This is a genomic window from Litoribrevibacter euphylliae (assembly GCF_042646085.1).
In the GTDB taxonomy this organism is placed as follows: Bacteria; Pseudomonadota; Gammaproteobacteria; order Pseudomonadales; family Litoribrevibacteraceae; genus Litoribrevibacter; species Litoribrevibacter euphylliae.
The window spans coordinates 17,171-35,340 of the sequence record NZ_JBHRSZ010000004.1 but is presented as its reverse complement, the minus strand read 5'-3'; the positions used below and the strand labels follow the sequence as shown (position 1 = coordinate 35,340).

The following is an 18,170-nucleotide window of genomic DNA, read 5'->3' as shown; positions in this document are numbered from 1 at the left end:
GAATAAAGCCCGATCTCAAGCAACACATTTCCCAACACAATTAGAGTCACTCGGTCGCTAATCGTGTAATTACGAGCTCAAAAAGAGGCACTTTACGGCGAAATTAATTAGATAACGCATTCATTCTAAAGTTCTGAAAACAAATGCGTTTCAACGATTTCTTTAGGGAATGGGTGACACTCCCTGTTGATAATTGATGTCTGGCCAATCAAATCCAAACAGCTTTAAAAAATCTGATCGATAGCCAGAAAAGTCTGTGGTGGATTCCAGGTTTTCTTCTGAAACCTGATTCCAAAGTTCAGTCACTGCTTGCTGAACTTCAGGTTGCAGCTCTCTGTCATCTAAGCGATAGCGATAGGGTTTATCCTTCGCACAGTGCTGATCCGCCTGAGGATAAAGTCCGCTATCAAAGAGCCGAACAATTTGATCCAAACACCCTTCGTGACTACCTTGTGACTTCATCACTCGATACAGCACCGAAATGTACAAAGGCAAAGACGGAATAGCGGCACTGGATTGCGTCACAATGGCTTTTAATACCGCCACTTTCGCTACGGGCGAATGAGTGTCTGAATTCAGCAAGTGATTAATGCGCAAACAATAGCGTTCCACATCTTCCTTGGCCGCACCCAAAGTGGCAGCACCGTAGATAGCCTTAGTTAACTCACCACCAAGGTAACTGAACGCAACCGTTTGGATCTGATCACTGAGTAGACCTTCTGCGTTTAACAACGACATCCAGTCAAACCAATCTTCACCGCCCATCACTGCGACGGTATTATCGATTTCCTGCTCTGAAGCCGCTTCCAGTTCAAAGTGTTTCATCTGCCCGGAAGCCGTATCTACAGTCCTGACGTCGATGGCGTTGCCAATCGGCTTGATCACCGATTGATAAGTGACCGGTTCACCTTGAATGGTTTTATTGCGTCTTGGCGCAGCAAGGCTATAAACCACCAGATCAACCTGCTTCATGGTGTTACGGATTTCATCCGCGACTTGCTGTTTCACCTCGTCCGAAAACGCATCACCAAAGATTGAAGAGGCTTGGCCACCTTGTTGTTCAACCCAACGTTCTAAGAAGTGATTGTTATACCAACCCGCCGTCGCAGACTTCGTTTCCTTAGGAGGTTTCTCCATCGAAACTGACAGAGTTGTCGCACCATATCCAGCTGCGCATAAAATTCGACTGGATAAGCCATAACCGGCCGAGCCACCAATAATCAATACGCGTTTAGGCTTATCGGTCAGATCTTGAGTTTTCGCCCAGGTTTGAACCTGTTTGATCTGAGCATCAATATTGGCTTTGCATCCTTCGGGATGAGCCGTGGTACACATAAAGCCTCGAATTTTGGGCTCAATCACCATCATGCTACGTCCCTCTCCGGCTGAATGCTTGCCACACTTTCCGGATCAAAGCGCTCAAACACCAAGCTTGCATTGGTACCACCAAACCCAAAACTGTTCGACATCACACGATCCAACTTGGCTTCTTGAGTAGCACGACAAATCGGATATTCAGACACGATGTCATCGACGATTTCCAAGTTATGACTACCAACAATAAAACCATCTCGCATCATCAACAGACAATGTATGGCTTCGTGCACACCCGCCGCACCAATGGCATGGCCACCTAACGCTTTGGTCGATGAGACAGGCGGAGCTTGACTAGGAAACACCGCTTGTATCGCATTAAGCTCTTTGACATCACCTATGCGTGTGGATGTGCCGTGAGCATTGACGTAATCAATCTCTAATCTGCCACCCATCGCTTGTTTCATACAACGGATCGCGCCTTCACCCGACGGCTGAACCATGTCGTCGCCATCACTGGTGGCACCAAAACCGGTAATCTCAGCAAGAATGTTGGCACCTCGGTTAAGCGCATGTTCCAGATCTTCCAGCACAAGAACGCCTGCACCACCGGAAATCACAAAGCCATCACGAGAAGCATCGTAAGGTCGAGACGCATTCTGAGGTTGATCGTTATATGCGGTCGACAGTGCGCCCATCGCATCGAACTGAAGTGCCATCGTCCAATGGATGTCGTCACTGCCACCAGCAAACATTACATCTTGTTTTCCCAGAAGAATCTGCTCATACGCTGAACCTATGGCATGCGCACTGGTCGCACAAGCCGAAGTCACCGCATAACTCACACCACGAATTTCAAAAGCCGTCGCCAGACAAGCAACCGTTGAACTGTGCATGCCTCGTGTAACACGATAGGGCCCGACTTTACGAATGCCTTTGGCACGCATCACTTCAACTGAATCCAGAATTTCATCGGTAGCACCACCACCGGAACCAATGATCAAGCCGACCCGTTCGTTTGAAATCTCTTCTCGGGTTAAGCCGCTGCTTTCTAGTGCTTGCTCCATCGCGTGGTAGCCATAGGCACCACCTCGCCCCATAAAACGGGCCACTCGCTTAGGCACTAACGCTGCTGTATCAAAATCAATAGATCCGCTGATGTGCGAACGCATGCCCACTTCTTTAAAGCTGTCATTAGTCGCAATGCCACTTCGGCCTTCTTTCAAGGAACGGCTGACTTCATCCAAAGAATTACCCAAACTGGAGACAATACCAGCACCCGTGATGACTACTCGTCTCATTCTATCTTTACCTTTATTCACTGTTCGCAGGGTTATAGGATTACGTACTGAACGCGTTAAATAAGAGCCGCTTTTAAGTTTTTAGCGCTGTAAATTTCTTGGCCGTCAGCCAATACAACGCCATCACCTAGTGCTAGAGTCATACCGCGCTGTATGATGCGCTTTACGTGAACATGAAATTGAACCTTTTTGGTGTCCGGCAGGATTTCACCACCAAACTTCACATCACTCACACCTAAAGCACGACATTTTCCTGAATGTCCCTGCCACGCAAGGAACACACCCAAGGTCTGCCATAGCGCATCAATGCCAAGACATCCAGGCATAATAGGATCGCCTGGAAAGTGGCATTTAAAAAACCATAGGTCCGGGTGGATATCGAACTCTGCAATCACTTCGCCGCGTCCGTAATTACCACCGTCTTTACTTAGATGCACAACGCGATCAAGCAATTGCATCTCGCCTTGTGGCAACATCATTTTGAAGTCGCCCAACGAATCATTCTCTTGAGTGAGGATGGATGCACTTAACTCTTCTTTGGTTAAGCTGTCTTTTGAAATTACTTCCTTGTTAAAACGCTCTTGGGGAATAACTGCCTGTAGCATGTCGGCCTCCTTTCACTAAAGCCTGAATCATTTGATGTTGGCTACTTTAAGTCAGCTAGGCACCTCTTCGCTTGACTCATGGACTCAACCATTTGACATCTCGAATCAACCTTCATTTCTGCTATAGGCTCAATCAGCGATACCTTTTACTATCTGGTTATCACAATTTTTCACATTTATTATCAGTCAGTTATCGGTACATTCAGATGCAATCAACGGCTTTTCATGCAGAACAATCAACCCACCCCATTCGTAGCCAAAGCAATTCTTTTCAAGTCCAAGAGTTACTTCAACACTTACAAATTAAATACCACGACAATACATCGTCCGACGACATACCATCCGACGTTACCGCATTCATGGTGTTCTTTAGTCATTGGGTAAAACGTCGATTCGAAGCTATTCGGGTATCGGGATTAGAAGCATTAAGTAAAAACAGACACCATATCTTCGTCAGTAACCATCGAGATATTTTATTGGACCCGGTGCTGGTCAATCATGCCTTGCTTACTCATGGATATTCAGCCGCGCGTAGTACCATTGGCAGTAACCTGACCGAAGAGCCCTCAATGGCGACTTTAATGAAATTGGCGGGTTGCCTGGAAGTGCCTCGCGGCAACATGCCACTAAAACAGAAGTTCGTTACACTCAAAAAATTGAGTAACCAAATTCAACGCTCTTTAGAAAGCAATAATATCTGGATTGCTCAACGAGAAGGTCGAGCAAAGAACGGCATTGATCAAACGAATCCTGCAGTGCTAAAAATGCTGACCATGGCCAAAAACAAAGGCCAGTCACAAGCAGAGTTCTTATCTCAACAATCCATTATCCCGGTCGCCATCAGCTATCAATGGGACCCATCCGATACCCACAAAGCCTTAGAAACCTACTTGAAAGGCCTGTCGGGCAGTGAATATTCCACCGCAACACGTACCGATACCATGGAACATTTGATTGATAGCTTAGACCGATGCCAAGGGCAGGTAGAACTTCACTTTGGGGCGCCACTCAAACCTTCTGACGACATTGAGAATGTTACACAACAAGTGGATGAACATATCCATCAACACTATCAGTTGTTCGACACCCACCAAACCGCCTACCATCTTGTAAATAAAACAACCGTGCCTGAACACCTCAACACAACAGCCCAACAGATCAAAGAGCGCACCCAACCTCTGCCTGTTGCTGCTCGAAATCAACTCATTCAAAGCTACGCAAACAGCTATCGTCATATCAAAAATAGACAAGCATAAAAAAAGAGCCTCCTAAGAGGCTCTTTTTAATCCAAGATCACATCATGACCTCAGATTTCAGAAGCATCATGAGCGCAACTGAGTTTTTAACAACAACTCAGTTAGCGCAATAGCTTCAAATTAAAGCTTGTCAGCTTCTTCAGATAGGTACTTAGCCACACCTTCAGGAGAAGCATCCATACCTTTGTCACCTTTGTTCCAACCAGCTGGGCAAACTTCACCGTGCTCTTCGTGGAACTGAAGCGCTTCAACTAGACGAACTAGCTCGTCCATGTTACGACCTAGTGGTAGATCGTTAACGATTTGAGAACGAACGTTACCTTCTTTGTCGATTAGGAAAGCACCACGGAATGCAACACCACCTTCAGACTCAACGTCGTATGCTTTACAGATTTCGTGAGTCATGTCAGCCGCTAGCGTGTACTTAACAGCACCGATACCGCCTTCATTTACAGGAGTGTTTCTCCAAGCGTTGTGAGTGAAGTGAGAATCGATAGAAACACCGATAACTTCAACACCTAGCTCTTTGAATTTGTCCATACGGTGGTCAAGAGCCAAAAGCTCAGAAGGACATACGAAAGTGAAGTCTAGAGGATAGAAAAATACTAGACCGTACTTACCTTTGATTGCTTCTGAAAGAGTGAAAGAATCTACAATTTCACCAGAACCAAGAACGGCTGGAACTGTGAAGTCTGGGGCTTTCTTGCCAACTAATACGCTCATTGCGTTGCTCCTTAAAAATGAAAGTAATGCGATAAAAACGGAGTGCCTTATCAAGAGGGATTTGGGCACCTATATCGAAAGTGAATCAATCATACACGCGCGATATTTAGAATCCTACCCAACAGATTAGTTAATTTTTCCTATCGCACCGATAAATAAAAACTATCAACTCGACAACCGCATTAACTTTGACTATTTAATAAACAAATCAACGTATTAGCTGTTTTCATGTGGTTTGAAACTGGTACACTCGAAACTACTGTTCACGAATCGACTACCCGGGATGCGTAAGAGCCACCTTCGACTCACCCTTACCTTACTCCTTGCTCTAGCAGGGCATATTGTCGTGCTGTATCCAACGCCTGAGATTATCCCGATTCCGTTAAAAGAACCTACCTATTCGGTTGAGGTTCAGCTAAACACACATCAAGCAAACATAAATACCCGAGAAGCACTTCAAAAAGATGTTAAAGGCGACCTAGAATCCGTTGCCAGTAAAGAATCTAAAAAAGAGAACGAACATTTGGAAGAATCCAAAACGCTTGAAAAAAAGGATCAAGCTGGTTCAGAAAACGTTAAATCACGAGAAAAATCCAGTTCAGCTAAAGTAAACATTCAAACGCCCAAACCTCCTTCAATAGAAGCGGATGAGATTTCTACCCATCACTTAAACACCAAAACCATACAGACCAACAAGCGACCACCTCAAGAGGTACAAGGACATAAAGACAGAGACACTGAGGAACAACCTAAACCGGTTGAACAAGATGAAGATATAAAAATTTCCGAGTTGAGAGCATCACAAGAAAAAGAAGCCAAGAAAAGATCAGATGCAGGTAGCCAAAAGTCCGTTAAAAGTGAAGAAGTTGAAACTCCAGAACTAACAGCAACTCAAGAGTACGAGGCACAAGTCCTTGCGTGGGTTATAAATAAGCAAGCTCTAAAAGTAACCACAACGCCAGGAGAAAAATTAGATCCCATCACTATAAAAGCAACCTGGTGGAGAAATGGTACGATTATTTTCGCATCGGTCGTATCGAGCAGTGGTAACAACGAAGTCGATCAGGCAATAAAGCAAAAAGTACTACTAGCTAGCCCCTTGCCCCCGATACCTGAAAACATCGAGGGTAAAGAGTACACCATGAATATCCCTCTAAGTTTTTTTGATGAATAAAAAAGGCGATGCCATTGCTGACATCGCCTTTTTAACTATCTAATCAAACGTGTAAAGGTTTAATTAAGAATCTTGCGCCGCGGCTTTCGCTGCTTCTTCAATCAAAGGCTTCAGTTCACCTTTCTGGTACATCTCAACGATGATGTCACAACCACCAATCAACTCACCGTTGATCCATAGCTGTGGGAACGTTGGCCAGTTTGCGTATTTTGGCAGTTCTGCACGGATGTCCGGATTTTGAAGAATATCCACAAACGCAAAACGCTCACCACAAGCCATAACAGCTTGAGACGCTTGAGAAGAAAAACCACATTGAGGTAGTTTTGGGCTGCCTTTCATGTAAAGAAGAATTGGATTTTCAGAGATTTGTTGCTTAATGCGCTCAATAGTATCAGACATCACTACCTCACCGGTTATTTCATAAATCTGGCTTTGTTCCGGCACAGAAACAAAGCTTTGTTAGTTAGATAGCCGCATTTTAACGACTATTGAATTCAATTCCTACTAAAACGCTCAGATAAAATACAATAAGTTGACTCAATGGCACTTCTATTGTTTCTCAAGGGAACCATAGCCACCGCCACCAGCTGTCATGATTGTTAATCGATCATTCGGCTTAACGGTTATCGAGCACTTTCCTGGCAGCACCTCATCATTCAGTTGATTCAGCCCTTTCTCAGCGGCTTCACCCTTAGCCAATCCATAAGGAGCCAGTTCACGACGTTCTGTTAGCAGAGTCACTTGAGCAGCCTCTTTAAACTGATAACAACGTTCAATACCGTCACCTCCAGAAAAGGCACCTTTTCCGCCACTGCCTTCTCGAATTGCATACTTTAAGACGCGAATAGGATAATGAAGTTCGAGACTTTCTACGGGTGTGTTAGACGTATTGGTCATATGAGCCTGAACGGCAGATAAGCCATTGGCTGAAGCACTGGCGCCTAGCCCACCACCAATGGTTTCGTAATAATCCCACTGCCCTACCATCTCAGAGTTTCGCGATCCCATTGCCACATTATTCATAGAACCATGGCTGGCAGCACTGATTCGCTCAGGTAATGCGTGTGATAAAGCCTTCATCACAACATCCACAACGCGCATGGAGGTTTCCACATTTCCGGCTGCAACCGCAGATGGGTAGTTTGCATTTAGCAGAGAACCTTTTGGCGCTTTGATTTCAAAGGTTCGAAATACACCATCACAACTCGGCGCCTGATCAGGCATCAAACACCGCAATACGTAAAACACCGACGCAGCGGCAACCGACAACGGACAATTCACATTTCCCTGAACTTGAGGATCTGTTCCCTCAAAATCAAAAATCAATCGACCATTCTTTGACGTGATCTTTAATTGAATCTGAATATGATGGTTGTCATCCTGATGAATACCATCGCCATCCAAATAATCACATGCGTCATAATCGCCATCGGGTATTTGCTGAAACGCTGCTAACGCCAACTTCTCACCATAAGCGTTCAAAGAGAACACAGCCTGCTGAAGCTCATCAACACTCATTTTATTTACCAGATGAGAAAAACGATCAAGACCGGCACGCACCGATCCAAGCTGAGCTAAAAAATCACCACGAGATAGCGCATTGCCTGAACTAATCTTTGTCAGCAAAGCTTCATCCATTTGACCGTTGACGACTAATTTCACAGGATCAATCAAGATACCTTCTTGATCGATGTGAGTAGATAGCGGCATGGAACCTGGCGCTTCAGCACCGATATTGGCGTGATGAGCACGATTAGCAATAAAGGCTTGTACCTGTCCTTCATAAAAGAACGGCGCAACCATAGTAACGTCCGGTAAATGCGTCCCGCCCATGTATGGATTATTCAGAACCAAAACATCACCGGACTGCCAATCCACCTGACTCACAATATCTTTCATAGCATACGCCATGCTGCCAAGATGTACGGGAATATGAGCTGCTTGAGCTAACAAACCACCGTCGGCATCAAACAGGGCACAAGAGAAATCCATCCGATCTTTAATGTTCGGAGAAAACGAGGATTGCTGCAAAATCGCGCCCATTTCTTCACAGATGGATTCAAATCTACTGACTAATATCCCTAGTTCAATCGGATCCACAAACGCGCCCTCTTATCTCTTCTACACTGATTCATTATCACTTAAGAATATGACATTGATACTTTGGGGAGGAATACTAGCGCCCACATTGCGAATAGCCAATGAATATCGCCAATCTTTAACAGCAATGAGTCAAATGATACTGATTTAGCACAAACCCATGAGAGAAAAACAAACGATAATATTTACTATTCGCAAAAGCATTATAAAATGCCTATATTCTTATCTAAGTATTGATCATCTTGATCGAACACCACTTCAGGTCTCAGTTTTATGCACGCGTCTAAATCACCGGTCGAACGTAAATTAGCCGTTGAAGAACATCTCGATAGCAGTTTTTCCACAACCGATGTTCTTAGCATCAGTGATTTGCATTGCAAATACGAAAAGACCCCAGTGGTTCAGTCCGCCAGCTTCACTCTGCATCCTGGAGAAATCGGTTGTTTACTTGGGCCGTCTGGGTGCGGTAAGACCACCATTTTAAGAACCATTGCCGGCTTCCAAAACATCGATCAAGGCGAGATCAAAGTTGATGGTAAATTAATAGCTAGTCCAACCCTGTCGCAACCACCGGAAACGCGCAACGTGGGCATGGTATTCCAGGATTATGCTCTCTTCCCTCATCTTTCAGTACTCGACAACGTCCTTTTTGGGCTCAATAAAAAAGATAAGAATACGGAATCGAAAGCATTAGAAATGCTCGATATTGTCCAATTAAAAGAACTGGCCAATCGTTTTCCTCATGAACTATCAGGCGGTCAGCAACAACGAATTGCGCTGGCACGAGCACTGGCACCAAGTCCAAAGTTAATCCTGTTAGATGAACCGTTTTCCAATCTGGACACGGAACTGCGTCGTTCATTGAGCCTTGAGGTTCGTGAGATTCTGAAAGCACAAAACACCAGTGCCATCCTAGTGACTCATGATCAGGAAGAAGCCTTCACCGTTGCAGACAAAATCGGCATCATGATGAAAGGTAAAATCCAGCAATGGGGTACGCCATACGATCTTTACCATGAACCTGCTAATCGCCAAATCGCAAGTTTTATTGGAAAAGGCTGCCTAATACCGGCGAAGATTGAAAGCAGTCACGGCGTATCGTCTGAACTTGGGTTGGCGTCCTCACCTCATCCGCTGCTTCACTCCGTAGGGGAAGAAGTTGACTTACTTGTACGCCCCGAAGATATCGTCTTTGCCTCTGACAGTCCGCTACACGCAAAAGTAACCCAAAAACACTTCCTCGGCGCTTCCTGTTTTTACGACCTTGAACTGCCGTCCAAACAAAGAGTATCAACACTCTTATCCAGCCATTTGAACTTTGAAGTGGGTGATCGAGTGGGCATTCGCTTCTCTGCTGACCACATTATTACGTTTTCTAAGGAAACGGCGTAAGCATCAATACAACGAGAAGCGTTCATGAAATACCGGATCATCACGTACTGCAGCAATGGTCGCCCAAATCTGTGACGCTAAGGGCGCATCTTTCGCAACAAACTGATGCGACAACATCAGGTAATAATCCTTGTTCACCAAGGGCGTTGGCAGCATTCTAACCGAACTCAACTCATCCTTATGCTTTGATAGATAACTCTGGCCTGAAGGCGTTAATAGCGCTACAGCATCAACTCGGTTTTTTGACAACATCTTCAGAAATGGCAACACATCAGAAGACTCATTAACCAACAGTCCATGCTTTTTTAAGTCGTTTGCAATGGAAAAGCCCAAAGGAACAAAAACTCGAAACTCTTGGCGATTAAAGGAAGTGCCGTCCCAGGATATTCCACTGTCTTTATGAATGAAAAGCGAATAACTGTTTGAATAGCTACGCAGCTCACTGCTTTCCTTTTCTCCGTCAAACGGATAACGCCCATATTGTCGACGAGCTTTCTGATAGCTGGCACTAAACAAACCATCTATCCGTCCTTTTTTAAGCATGACTAAGCCACGTTTCCATGGTACTCGCACAAGCTCTATATCAAGATTCAAGCGACTCGCAACTTCTCTGATCTGATCTACAGCTATACCCGGTCGTTTCTCGCGAATATCAGCACCATTACCCACCTGAAAAGGATAATTGTCCGTATCTTGAAATGCGAAAACTAAAGAAGGCCGTGCATTGCCATGTACTTCACCGGCAAAAAGCGATTGGGAAACTGAGCTAAAAATAACGATAGCCAAAGAAATCCAACAGTTCTGTATCAATGTACTCTTCATGAAAAACAACCCATGGTAAAACAACTCATGGAAAAACAACTTTTTGATAAAAACTAAATTAAAAATAGAAGCCTTTGACGAAAATAGAAGAGTTTTCTATTCAACATTCAGTGTTTTTTTAAAATATCAAACTAATAACTTGAAATAATTACATAAAAAGACTTGAATTAGACACTGTGAGAACTATAACGAAAAACAATTAAGCGTTTGGTAACAATAAGAAATATGGATACCCATACTCCAAATATTTTAATCGTCGAGGACGATGAACGTCTGGCAGGCCTTACTAAAGACTATCTTGAAAATAATGGTCTTCAGGTCAGCATTGAAGGTGATGGTGCAAAAGCCATTGACCGCATTATCAATGAGCAACCAGATTTGGTCGTATTAGACCTTATGCTTCCTGGTGAAGATGGCATCGCAGTATGTCGCTTGGTTCGCCCTAAATACAAAGGCCCGATTCTGATGTTGACTGCTCGCACAGATGACTTGGACCAAGTACTTGGCCTGGAAATGGGTGCCGACGATTACGTCGCTAAACCTGTACGTCCTCGAGTATTACTGGCGCGCATACAAGCCTTACTCCGCAGAACACATCAACCAACCACCGACAGCACTCCTGAACCAGCCAGCGAACAACTAACACGCCTTGAGTTTGGCGAGCTGGTAATCGATAGCGCTATGCGAGAAGCCTGGCTTGCTGAAGAAAGCATCGACCTCACCAGTGCCGAATTTGATTTACTTTGGTTACTGGCAAGCAATGCTGGCACGGTACTAAGCCGTGAAGAAATCTTCACCGCGCTACGAGGCATCGAATACGACGGCCAAGACCGTTCTATTGATGTTCGAGTATCCAGAATTCGACCTAAAGTTGGCGATGATCCTATGCACCCAAGACGAATTAAAACAGTTCGCAGTAAAGGGTATTTATTCGTCAAAGACATCGAAGGGTAGGTTTTCCTACCCTTTTTCATTTCATACTTAGACGAATTATTTTCCCTCGTCCAAACGATAAACTTCAAAAATAACTATAACCCTGTTGAACCTGTCTCGTTCACAGCACTGATCCATTCCACAGTTCAGGTATAGCTCGTGTTTAAAAGCCTCTTCTTCAAACTATACGTGACTCTGATAGTCGCCTCGATTGCCCTATTCGGCTTGTCATTTGTTTCCATCTACGCCATCAACTTCGTGAATCAAGTTCGTCACGTGGAAACGATTTCAGCCGCACCATTAGCCTTGGCAAAACTGGCCTTCCAACAAGATTCCGATCAATTACTAAGTGCCTCTCAAACCCACTTTCCCGGCGCCACATTTACCACCACAGAATATGAAAGCACTCAATTTAGTGATCGCATCAAAGAGCGATTAAGAAGAGGCTTTACCTATTATGAATTTACTGAGCACGGACAACTCAAAGCCTTTATTCGTCTAGATACACTGGAGGATGAAATCCTGGAAGTGACGCTAAATAACCCGTCCTACACGTTCACACATGCACTTCCAAAACTCATGAAACGTTTTGTAGCGCAGTCAGAAAGCTTTGACGCAGCACTGGCGCAGCTCAGAGAATTAACAAGCTTTGCTATTAACATTTCAACAGCCGATAAAGAACGTCAACAAACCGATCTGTCCGGAACGCCCATCGCCCACTATCAAGTCTGCTCACATGATTACTGCGCGAAGAACTCGCTGTTCGTCAACATCCCATATCAAGATAAAGTCATCAGCGTGGGGCCTATTCCTTTGGAAGCCGACTTCCCGCTACTACCTGCGATCATCGTTATTATTGTTGCCTTCTGTACCTTAGGACTGGTGCTCTACTTCCAGGTTAAAAAACTGAACAGTAAATTCCGAAAAATCGAGCATGCCTCTTATAAGATTTCGCGCGGCGACTTAAACACCCGAATTGATCAACAAGACCAGGGCGCATTGGGGCGCATGGCGGAAGCCTTCAATACCATGGCTGAGCACATTGAACGCCTACTGAGCATCCAACGCGAAATGATTCGAGCGGTTTCCCACGAGCTACGAACTCCTGTTGCTCGAATTCGCTTTGGCGTTCAAATGATCGAAGACTTCTCGGATGACCCTTCGATGAGCAACCAACTGCAAGCCATCGACAATGATATTCAAGAATTAGACGATCTGATTGATGAGATTCTGACTTACGCTAGATTAGAAGAAGGCGGCCCGATCATCGAGTTCCAGAAACTCAAGTTGGAAGACATTGTTGAGCAAGTCTGCACCGAGCAACAGGCCCTAGCAGATAGCCACCTGACCATCGACTATCAATTCAGCTGTGACACTAAAAACACAACCTCAGAGTTCGAAGAGCGATACATTCATCGAGCCATTCAAAATCTGGTTGGTAACGCTCGCCGTTATGCCAAATCAGAAGTCTTTGTTAATTGTCATCTCACCAAAGACACCTGCCGTGTTGATGTTGAAGACGACGGCCCAGGCATTCCTGAAAAAGAATGGGATCGAGTGTTTACACCTTTTGCTCGTTTGGATGACAGTCGTACTCGAGCGTCAGGAGGTTATGGCTTAGGGCTATCCATCGTTCGCCGAATTACTTATTGGCACGGCGGCAAAGCCATGATTGGGCGCAGTAAAAAACTCCAGGGGGCCAAGTTCAGCCTGATCTGGCCTAGAGAACAACCATAAGTGAGACACACTTCTCACCAGCTTACAGTCTGTTACAGCACTCTCACAAACCAACAACAGACGCTTAAAGGGTTTTCAACCAAAATAGATCATGTATTCGTTGAACAGTAGTTCTCTAGGCAGATTGATTCACGAATACAGAGAGGTTGTAGTTAGAACATTTAGTTCTACCCTTTTCGTATTTATCTCTGAATTTAAGGAACTCATTTGAGTTCCTTTTTTTTGTCCATAATTTCCCGCTAAAGCCTTCAAGAAAAACCATAGAAAAAATCAATAAAATCTTTAATCCCTGAACTTTCACAAGGTCTTTATCAGCCACCCCGCATCAGCTCTGGCTTACGTCGAATACCGCCCCCAAGACTTGTAAAAAAGGCACATTTTGGCGACTAATGTCAATCCTTGAAATTACACTTTTAACGCTCTATCTTGTGTCATCTAACATTCATTTAACCCTATATCTTGTGCACCACATAGGGGACTCAGTACCACAAATAGTGCATTTAGTTTTTGCGGATCTGTTATATAAGTAACGCCGTATAGGTAGGGAAAGTAGTTCTTCCAAAAGACCATAATAAGGAAGCAGGCAGGTCATCCTTCATGAATAAAAATTTTTCGGTTACTAAACGAGATGGACGTACTGAATCAATTGATTTGGACAAAATCCACAAGGTTGTTGAGTGGGCAGCAAAAGGACTGAATAACGTATCAGTCTCTGAAGTGGAATTAAAATCTCACATTCAGTTTTTCGAAGGCATTAAAACCGAAGACATTCATGAAACTTTAATTAAGTCCGCAGCCGATTTGATTTCTCAGGACACACCTGACTATCAATACCTTGCTGCGCGTTTGAATATTTTCCACCTTCGTAAAAAAGCATTCGGTAAGTTTGAGCCACCACGCTTGTTCAGTCATGTTGTTGAAATGGTTGAGGCTGGTCGTTACGACAAACACTTACTGGAAGACTACAGCGAAGAAGAGTTCGATCAAATGAACGATTTCTTGGTTCATGATCGCGATATGAACTTCAGTTACGCTGCGGTTAAGCAGCTTGAAGGTAAATATCTGGTTCAGAACCGTGTTACTGGCGAAATCTTTGAGAGCCCTCAGATTTTATACATTTTGATTGGCGCCTGCCTATTTGCCAGCTATGACAAAGAGCGTCGCTTAGACTTCATCAAGCGTTTCTACGATGCCGTTTCCCAGTTTAAGTTGTCATTACCAACGCCAATCATGGCCGGAGTACGCACACCTACTCGTCAGTTCAGCTCATGTGTATTGATTGAGACTGGCGACTCTTTGGATTCCATCAACGCGACGGCATCTTCAATCGTTAAATACGTCAGTCAGCGAGCTGGTATCGGCATCAACGCGGGTCGTATTCGCGCGCTAGGTAGCCCAATCCGTGGTGGTGAAGCCTTCCATACAGGCTGTATTCCTTTCTACAAGCATTTCCAGACAGCCGTAAAGAGCTGTTCTCAAGGTGGTGTTCGCGGTGGTGCAGCTACTCTGTTCTACCCAATTTGGCACTTGGAAGTTGAATCGCTGTTGGTTCTGAAAAACAACCGAGGCGTTGAAGAAAACCGTGTTCGCCACATGGACTACGGCGTTCAATTCAACCGCATGATGTATCAGCGTTTGATCAAAGGCGGCAACATTACCTTGTTCAGCCCGTCAGACGTTCCAGGCTTGTATGATGCTTTCTTCGAAAATCAAGAAAAGTTCGAAGAGCTTTATGTTAAGTACGAAGCCGACGAATCTATTCGTAAGAAGACGGTTCCTGCTATTGAGCTCTTCTCATTATTTGCTCAAGAACGCGCAAGCACAGGCCGTATTTATCTTCAGAATGTGGATCACTGTAATACACACAGCCCATTCAACCCTGAATATGCACCGATTCGTCAAAGTAACTTGTGCCTAGAAATTGCGCTACCAACCAAGCCTTTGAATTCGGTCGACGATGAAAACGGCGAAATTGCGCTTTGCACACTGGCTGCGTTCAACCTGGGTACACTTGAGAATTTGGACGAACTGGAAGAACTGTCTGACTTGATCGTACGAGCACTGGACAGCTTGCTTAGCTATCAGGATTACCCAATCAAAGCAGCCGAAATTGCCAGCCTGAGCCGTCGTACATTAGGCGTTGGCGTTATTAACTACGCTTACTACCTTGCGAAGAACTATAAGCGTTACTCGGATGGCTCTGCTAACCGACTAACACACAAAACGTTTGAAGCCATTCAATACTATCTATTGAAAGCATCAAATAACCTGGCAAAAGAGCAAGGTGCTTGTGAAAAGTTCAATGAAACAACCTATTCACAAGGCATTCTGCCAATTGATACGTATCGTAAAGAGCTCGACGACATTTGTGATGAGCCATTGCACTTGGATTGGGAAACGCTACGTACTGACATTACAACGCACGGTCTAAGAAACAGCACCTTGACGGCATTAATGCCTTCCGAAACCTCTTCTCAGATCAGTAATGCAACTAACGGTATTGAGCCACCACGCGGCTTAATCAGTATTAAAGCAAGTAAAGATGGTATTCTGAAACAAGTGGTACCAGACATTGATAACCACCGTCACGAATATGAATTGCTTTGGGATATCCCAAGCAACGACGGATACCTTCAAGCTGTTGGTCTTATGCAGAAGTTTGTGGATCAGGCGATCTCGGCTAACACAAACTATGATCCATCTAAATTCCCGGATGGCAAAGTACCTGTAAAGACCATTTTGAAAGACATCCTGGCAGCTTATAAGCTAGGGGTTAAAACACTTTACTACCACAACACCCGCGACGGCGCGAGCGACAACAGCGGAGACGATGGTTGTGAAGGCGGCGCTTGTAAGATTTAATAGTCTCATAAGCCCCATTGGAATGACCAACTTAAAAGGACTGTAATTACAGTCCTTTTTTGAGAACACTGTTTATATTAAACATAACACTCGCTTTACGAACATAACGAACGTCTTGTAGATCCGGATAACAGCTGATGCAGTACACTACTTTTAACAGAAAATCTTACAACCCTTTAAAAGAACCTATGTTCTTTGGTGAGACGGTTAACGTTGCTCGTTACGACCAACAAAAATACCCTATCTTCGAACAGTTAATTGAAAAACAACTGTCTTTCTTTTGGCGCCCTGAAGAGGTTGATCTGTCAAAAGACCGCAAGGATTTCCAAGACTTAGCTGAGCACGAGCAACACATTTTCCTCAGCAACTTAAAGTATCAAACGCTGTTGGACAGTATCCAAGGGCGCTCACCGAACGTAGCTCTACTGCCTGTCTGTTCGTTACCAGAACTGGAAACTTGGATCGAAACCTGGGCTTTCAGTGAAACAATTCATAGCCGCAGTTACACTCACATTATCCGTAACATCAAGGCTAACCCTTCTGAAGTATTCGACGACATTGTTAAAAACGAAGAAATCCAGAAGCGTGCAGACAGCGTCAGTAAATACTATGACTGCTTCATTGAATACATGAATCACTACATCATGCACGGCATTGGCACTCATCAAATCAATGGTGAAACGATTGAAATCACCAGTTTCGAGTTAAAGAAACGCCTTTATCTGTGCCTGGTTTCCATCAACGTGCTAGAAGCCATTCGCTTCTATGTGAGCTTCGCATGTAGCTTTGCGTTTGCAGAACGCGCACTGATGGAAGGCAACGCTAAAGTCATTAAATTAATTGCCCGAGACGAAGCGCTTCACTTAACCGGCACACAACACATGTTGAACATCATGGCTAGCGGTCAAGATGATGCTGAAATGGCAAAAGTCGCAGAAGAGTGTAAACAAGAAGCAACTCAAATCTTCATCGACGCAGCGGAACAGGAAAAAGAATGGGCGGAATACCTGTTTAAAGATGGCTCTATGATCGGCCTAAACAAAGCCATTTTGTGCCAGTACGTTGAATACATCACTTCTATTCGTATGCAAGCGGTTGGTCTAACATCACCATTTGAAGTGAAATCAAACCCTCTACCATGGATGAATGCCTGGTTAGTCAGCGACAACGTTCAGGTAGCACCTCAAGAGTCTGAAATCAGTTCTTACCTAGTTGGCCAGGTGGACAGTGCTATTTCCGCCGACGACTTTGATGATTTCGATCTTTAACCTTCATACCAGAGATAAGAGTAGACTTACGTGTCTGATGAAGTGAAGGTTCAAGTTGATGATTTAATGCCTATCTATGCACCAAAATCACGACCTATCCTAGACAGCCTGGAAGAGCATGATATTCGTATTGAATATCAATGCCGTTCTGGGTATTGCGGAGCCTGCCGCGTAAAGCTGCTGGAAGGCCGGGTGGAATATCAAGAGCCACCCCTGGCCTTTTTAAAGGAAAACGAAATCGTAACTTGCTGTTCCAGAGCTCTAACAGACATCAAGCTAGAGCGCCCCTTGTAAAAAAACGCCTACCATCAAGCTTGGCGTTTATGGTTTTCAACGTAAGCAATCGCTTCTGACACACTGGCCTCTACGTCATCAAACAGTTTTTGACGCTCTTCTGGCTGCATATAAAAGACCAAATCAACTGCATAACGAATGTATCTAGCCGGAAGCTGATTGAGAGCCACACAGGCAATATCAATCATGGTATCCATATCTGCATCCGCACCGAGCTTCTCGTATATTTTTTCTTCAACAAGCGTTTCTACATAGTTCTGAATTTGGTCTGTTAGACTCATAGCAACCCATTCCTTCTGCCATCGTTTCATTCAAACCAACGAGAAAATAACCGAATAAATAAGCTACTTTACACGCTGACTTTTTAATCTATGTCTAAAGTTTATAGA

General features: G+C 44.4%; 16 protein-coding genes. 8 read left to right on the top strand and 8 right to left on the bottom strand.

Translation table 11 applies throughout. The features are described from left to right. Positions 1-162: 162 nt before the first annotated feature. Genes fabV through fabA form a run of 3 tightly spaced genes read right to left on the bottom strand, consistent with a single transcriptional unit; the run spans position 163 to position 3,220 of the window. The gene (gene fabV, locus ACFOEK_RS07710; RefSeq protein ID WP_386718697.1) at positions 163-1,368 is read right to left on the bottom strand and encodes an enoyl-ACP reductase FabV; all 1,206 of its coding nucleotides are present in this window, start codon (positions 1,366-1,368) and stop codon (positions 163-165) included. Next, entirely contained in the window at positions 1,365-2,615 is a 1,251-nt protein-coding gene (locus tag ACFOEK_RS07705) for a beta-ketoacyl synthase N-terminal-like domain-containing protein (RefSeq protein WP_386718694.1), read from the bottom strand. Before ACFOEK_RS07705 ends, fabV begins: the two co-directional genes overlap by 4 nt. A gap of 56 nt (positions 2,616-2,671) precedes the next feature. Beyond that, on the bottom strand, positions 2,672-3,220 hold the full coding sequence (gene fabA / locus ACFOEK_RS07700) for a bifunctional 3-hydroxydecanoyl-ACP dehydratase/trans-2-decenoyl-ACP isomerase (RefSeq protein WP_386718692.1): 549 nt from the start codon (positions 3,218-3,220) through the stop codon (positions 2,672-2,674). Between the two features lie 206 nt (positions 3,221-3,426). Between fabA and ACFOEK_RS07695 the strand changes: the two genes are divergently transcribed. After that, positions 3,427-4,476, top strand: coding sequence for a 1-acyl-sn-glycerol-3-phosphate acyltransferase (locus ACFOEK_RS07695; protein WP_386718689.1), 1,050 nt, complete (start codon positions 3,427-3,429; stop codon positions 4,474-4,476). A gap of 120 nt (positions 4,477-4,596) precedes the next feature. Here the strand turns inward: ACFOEK_RS07695 and ACFOEK_RS07690 are convergent, their stop codons facing one another. After that, positions 4,597-5,199, bottom strand: a complete 603-nt coding sequence (locus ACFOEK_RS07690; protein ID WP_386718686.1) for a peroxiredoxin — start codon at positions 5,197-5,199, stop codon at positions 4,597-4,599. 346 nt (positions 5,200-5,545) lie between these two features. Here ACFOEK_RS07690 and ACFOEK_RS07685 point away from each other — a divergent pair, with 346 nt between their 5' ends. Continuing rightward, a complete protein-coding gene (locus ACFOEK_RS07685) occupies positions 5,546-6,373 on the top strand; it encodes a TonB family protein (RefSeq protein ID WP_386718683.1) in 828 nt (275 codons plus the stop codon). A 63-nt stretch (positions 6,374-6,436) separates the two neighbouring features. Here the strand turns inward: ACFOEK_RS07685 and ACFOEK_RS07680 are convergent, their stop codons facing one another. Continuing rightward, positions 6,437-6,772, bottom strand: a complete 336-nt coding sequence (locus tag ACFOEK_RS07680) for a Grx4 family monothiol glutaredoxin (protein ID WP_284379912.1) — start codon at positions 6,770-6,772, stop codon at positions 6,437-6,439. 150 nt (positions 6,773-6,922) lie between these two features. Further along, a complete protein-coding gene (locus ACFOEK_RS07675; protein WP_386718679.1) occupies positions 6,923-8,473 on the bottom strand; it encodes a hydantoinase B/oxoprolinase family protein in 1,551 nt (516 codons plus the stop codon). A 273-nt stretch (positions 8,474-8,746) separates the two neighbouring features. Between ACFOEK_RS07675 and ACFOEK_RS07670 the strand changes: the two genes are divergently transcribed. Further along, entirely contained in the window at positions 8,747-9,865 is a 1,119-nt protein-coding gene (locus ACFOEK_RS07670; protein WP_386718676.1) for an ABC transporter ATP-binding protein, read from the top strand. Between the two features lie 3 nt (positions 9,866-9,868). Here ACFOEK_RS07670 and ACFOEK_RS07665 read toward each other — a convergent pair whose 3' ends face one another. After that, a complete protein-coding gene (locus ACFOEK_RS07665; protein ID WP_386718673.1) occupies positions 9,869-10,687 on the bottom strand; it encodes a substrate-binding periplasmic protein in 819 nt (272 codons plus the stop codon). Positions 10,688-10,912: 225 nt separating this feature from the next. Here ACFOEK_RS07665 and ACFOEK_RS07660 point away from each other — a divergent pair, with 225 nt between their 5' ends. From ACFOEK_RS07660 to yfaE, 5 genes are all read left to right on the top strand, one after another. Then, positions 10,913-11,641, top strand: a complete 729-nt coding sequence (locus ACFOEK_RS07660) for a response regulator (RefSeq protein ID WP_386718670.1) — start codon at positions 10,913-10,915, stop codon at positions 11,639-11,641. 138 nt (positions 11,642-11,779) lie between these two features. Next, on the top strand, positions 11,780-13,357 hold the full coding sequence (locus ACFOEK_RS07655; protein WP_386718667.1) for an ATP-binding protein: 1,578 nt from the start codon (positions 11,780-11,782) through the stop codon (positions 13,355-13,357). Positions 13,358-13,954: 597 nt separating this feature from the next. Beyond that, positions 13,955-16,219 (top strand): class 1a ribonucleoside-diphosphate reductase subunit alpha, encoded by a 2,265-nt coding sequence (gene nrdA, locus ACFOEK_RS07650; RefSeq protein WP_386718664.1) that lies wholly within the window; start codon positions 13,955-13,957, stop codon positions 16,217-16,219. 137 nt (positions 16,220-16,356) lie between these two features. Then, positions 16,357-17,487, top strand: coding sequence for a class Ia ribonucleoside-diphosphate reductase subunit beta (gene nrdB / locus ACFOEK_RS07645; RefSeq protein ID WP_386718661.1), 1,131 nt, complete (start codon positions 16,357-16,359; stop codon positions 17,485-17,487). A gap of 30 nt (positions 17,488-17,517) precedes the next feature. Next, entirely contained in the window at positions 17,518-17,781 is a 264-nt protein-coding gene (gene yfaE, locus ACFOEK_RS07640; protein WP_386718658.1) for a class I ribonucleotide reductase maintenance protein YfaE, read from the top strand. A 14-nt stretch (positions 17,782-17,795) separates the two neighbouring features. Here yfaE and ACFOEK_RS07635 read toward each other — a convergent pair whose 3' ends face one another. Then, positions 17,796-18,062 (bottom strand): late competence development ComFB family protein, encoded by a 267-nt coding sequence (locus tag ACFOEK_RS07635; protein ID WP_386718655.1) that lies wholly within the window; start codon positions 18,060-18,062, stop codon positions 17,796-17,798. Positions 18,063-18,170 lie beyond the last annotated feature (108 nt).

Excerpts from the sequence above, each read along its gene's own strand:
- fabV (WP_386718697.1), bottom strand. The coding sequence starts at position 1,368 with ATGATGGTGATTGAGCCCAAAATTCGAGGCTTTATGTGTACCACGGCT.
- ACFOEK_RS07705 (WP_386718694.1), bottom strand. The coding sequence starts at position 2,615 with ATGAGACGAGTAGTCATCACGGGTGCTGGTATTGTCTCCAGTTTGGGT.
- fabA (WP_386718692.1), bottom strand. The coding sequence starts at position 3,220 with ATGCTACAGGCAGTTATTCCCCAAGAGCGTTTTAACAAGGAAGTAATT.
- ACFOEK_RS07695 (WP_386718689.1), top strand. The coding sequence starts at position 3,427 with ATGCAATCAACGGCTTTTCATGCAGAACAATCAACCCACCCCATTCGT.
- ACFOEK_RS07690 (WP_386718686.1), bottom strand. The coding sequence starts at position 5,199 with ATGAGCGTATTAGTTGGCAAGAAAGCCCCAGACTTCACAGTTCCAGCC.
- ACFOEK_RS07680 (WP_284379912.1), bottom strand. The coding sequence starts at position 6,772 with ATGTCTGATACTATTGAGCGCATTAAGCAACAAATCTCTGAAAATCCA.
- ACFOEK_RS07670 (WP_386718676.1), top strand. The coding sequence starts at position 8,747 with ATGCACGCGTCTAAATCACCGGTCGAACGTAAATTAGCCGTTGAAGAA.
- ACFOEK_RS07665 (WP_386718673.1), bottom strand. The coding sequence starts at position 10,687 with ATGAAGAGTACATTGATACAGAACTGTTGGATTTCTTTGGCTATCGTT.
- ACFOEK_RS07660 (WP_386718670.1), top strand. The coding sequence starts at position 10,913 with ATGGATACCCATACTCCAAATATTTTAATCGTCGAGGACGATGAACGT.
- nrdA (WP_386718664.1), top strand. The coding sequence starts at position 13,955 with ATGAATAAAAATTTTTCGGTTACTAAACGAGATGGACGTACTGAATCA.
- nrdB (WP_386718661.1), top strand. The coding sequence starts at position 16,357 with ATGCAGTACACTACTTTTAACAGAAAATCTTACAACCCTTTAAAAGAA.
- ACFOEK_RS07635 (WP_386718655.1), bottom strand. The coding sequence starts at position 18,062 with ATGAGTCTAACAGACCAAATTCAGAACTATGTAGAAACGCTTGTTGAA.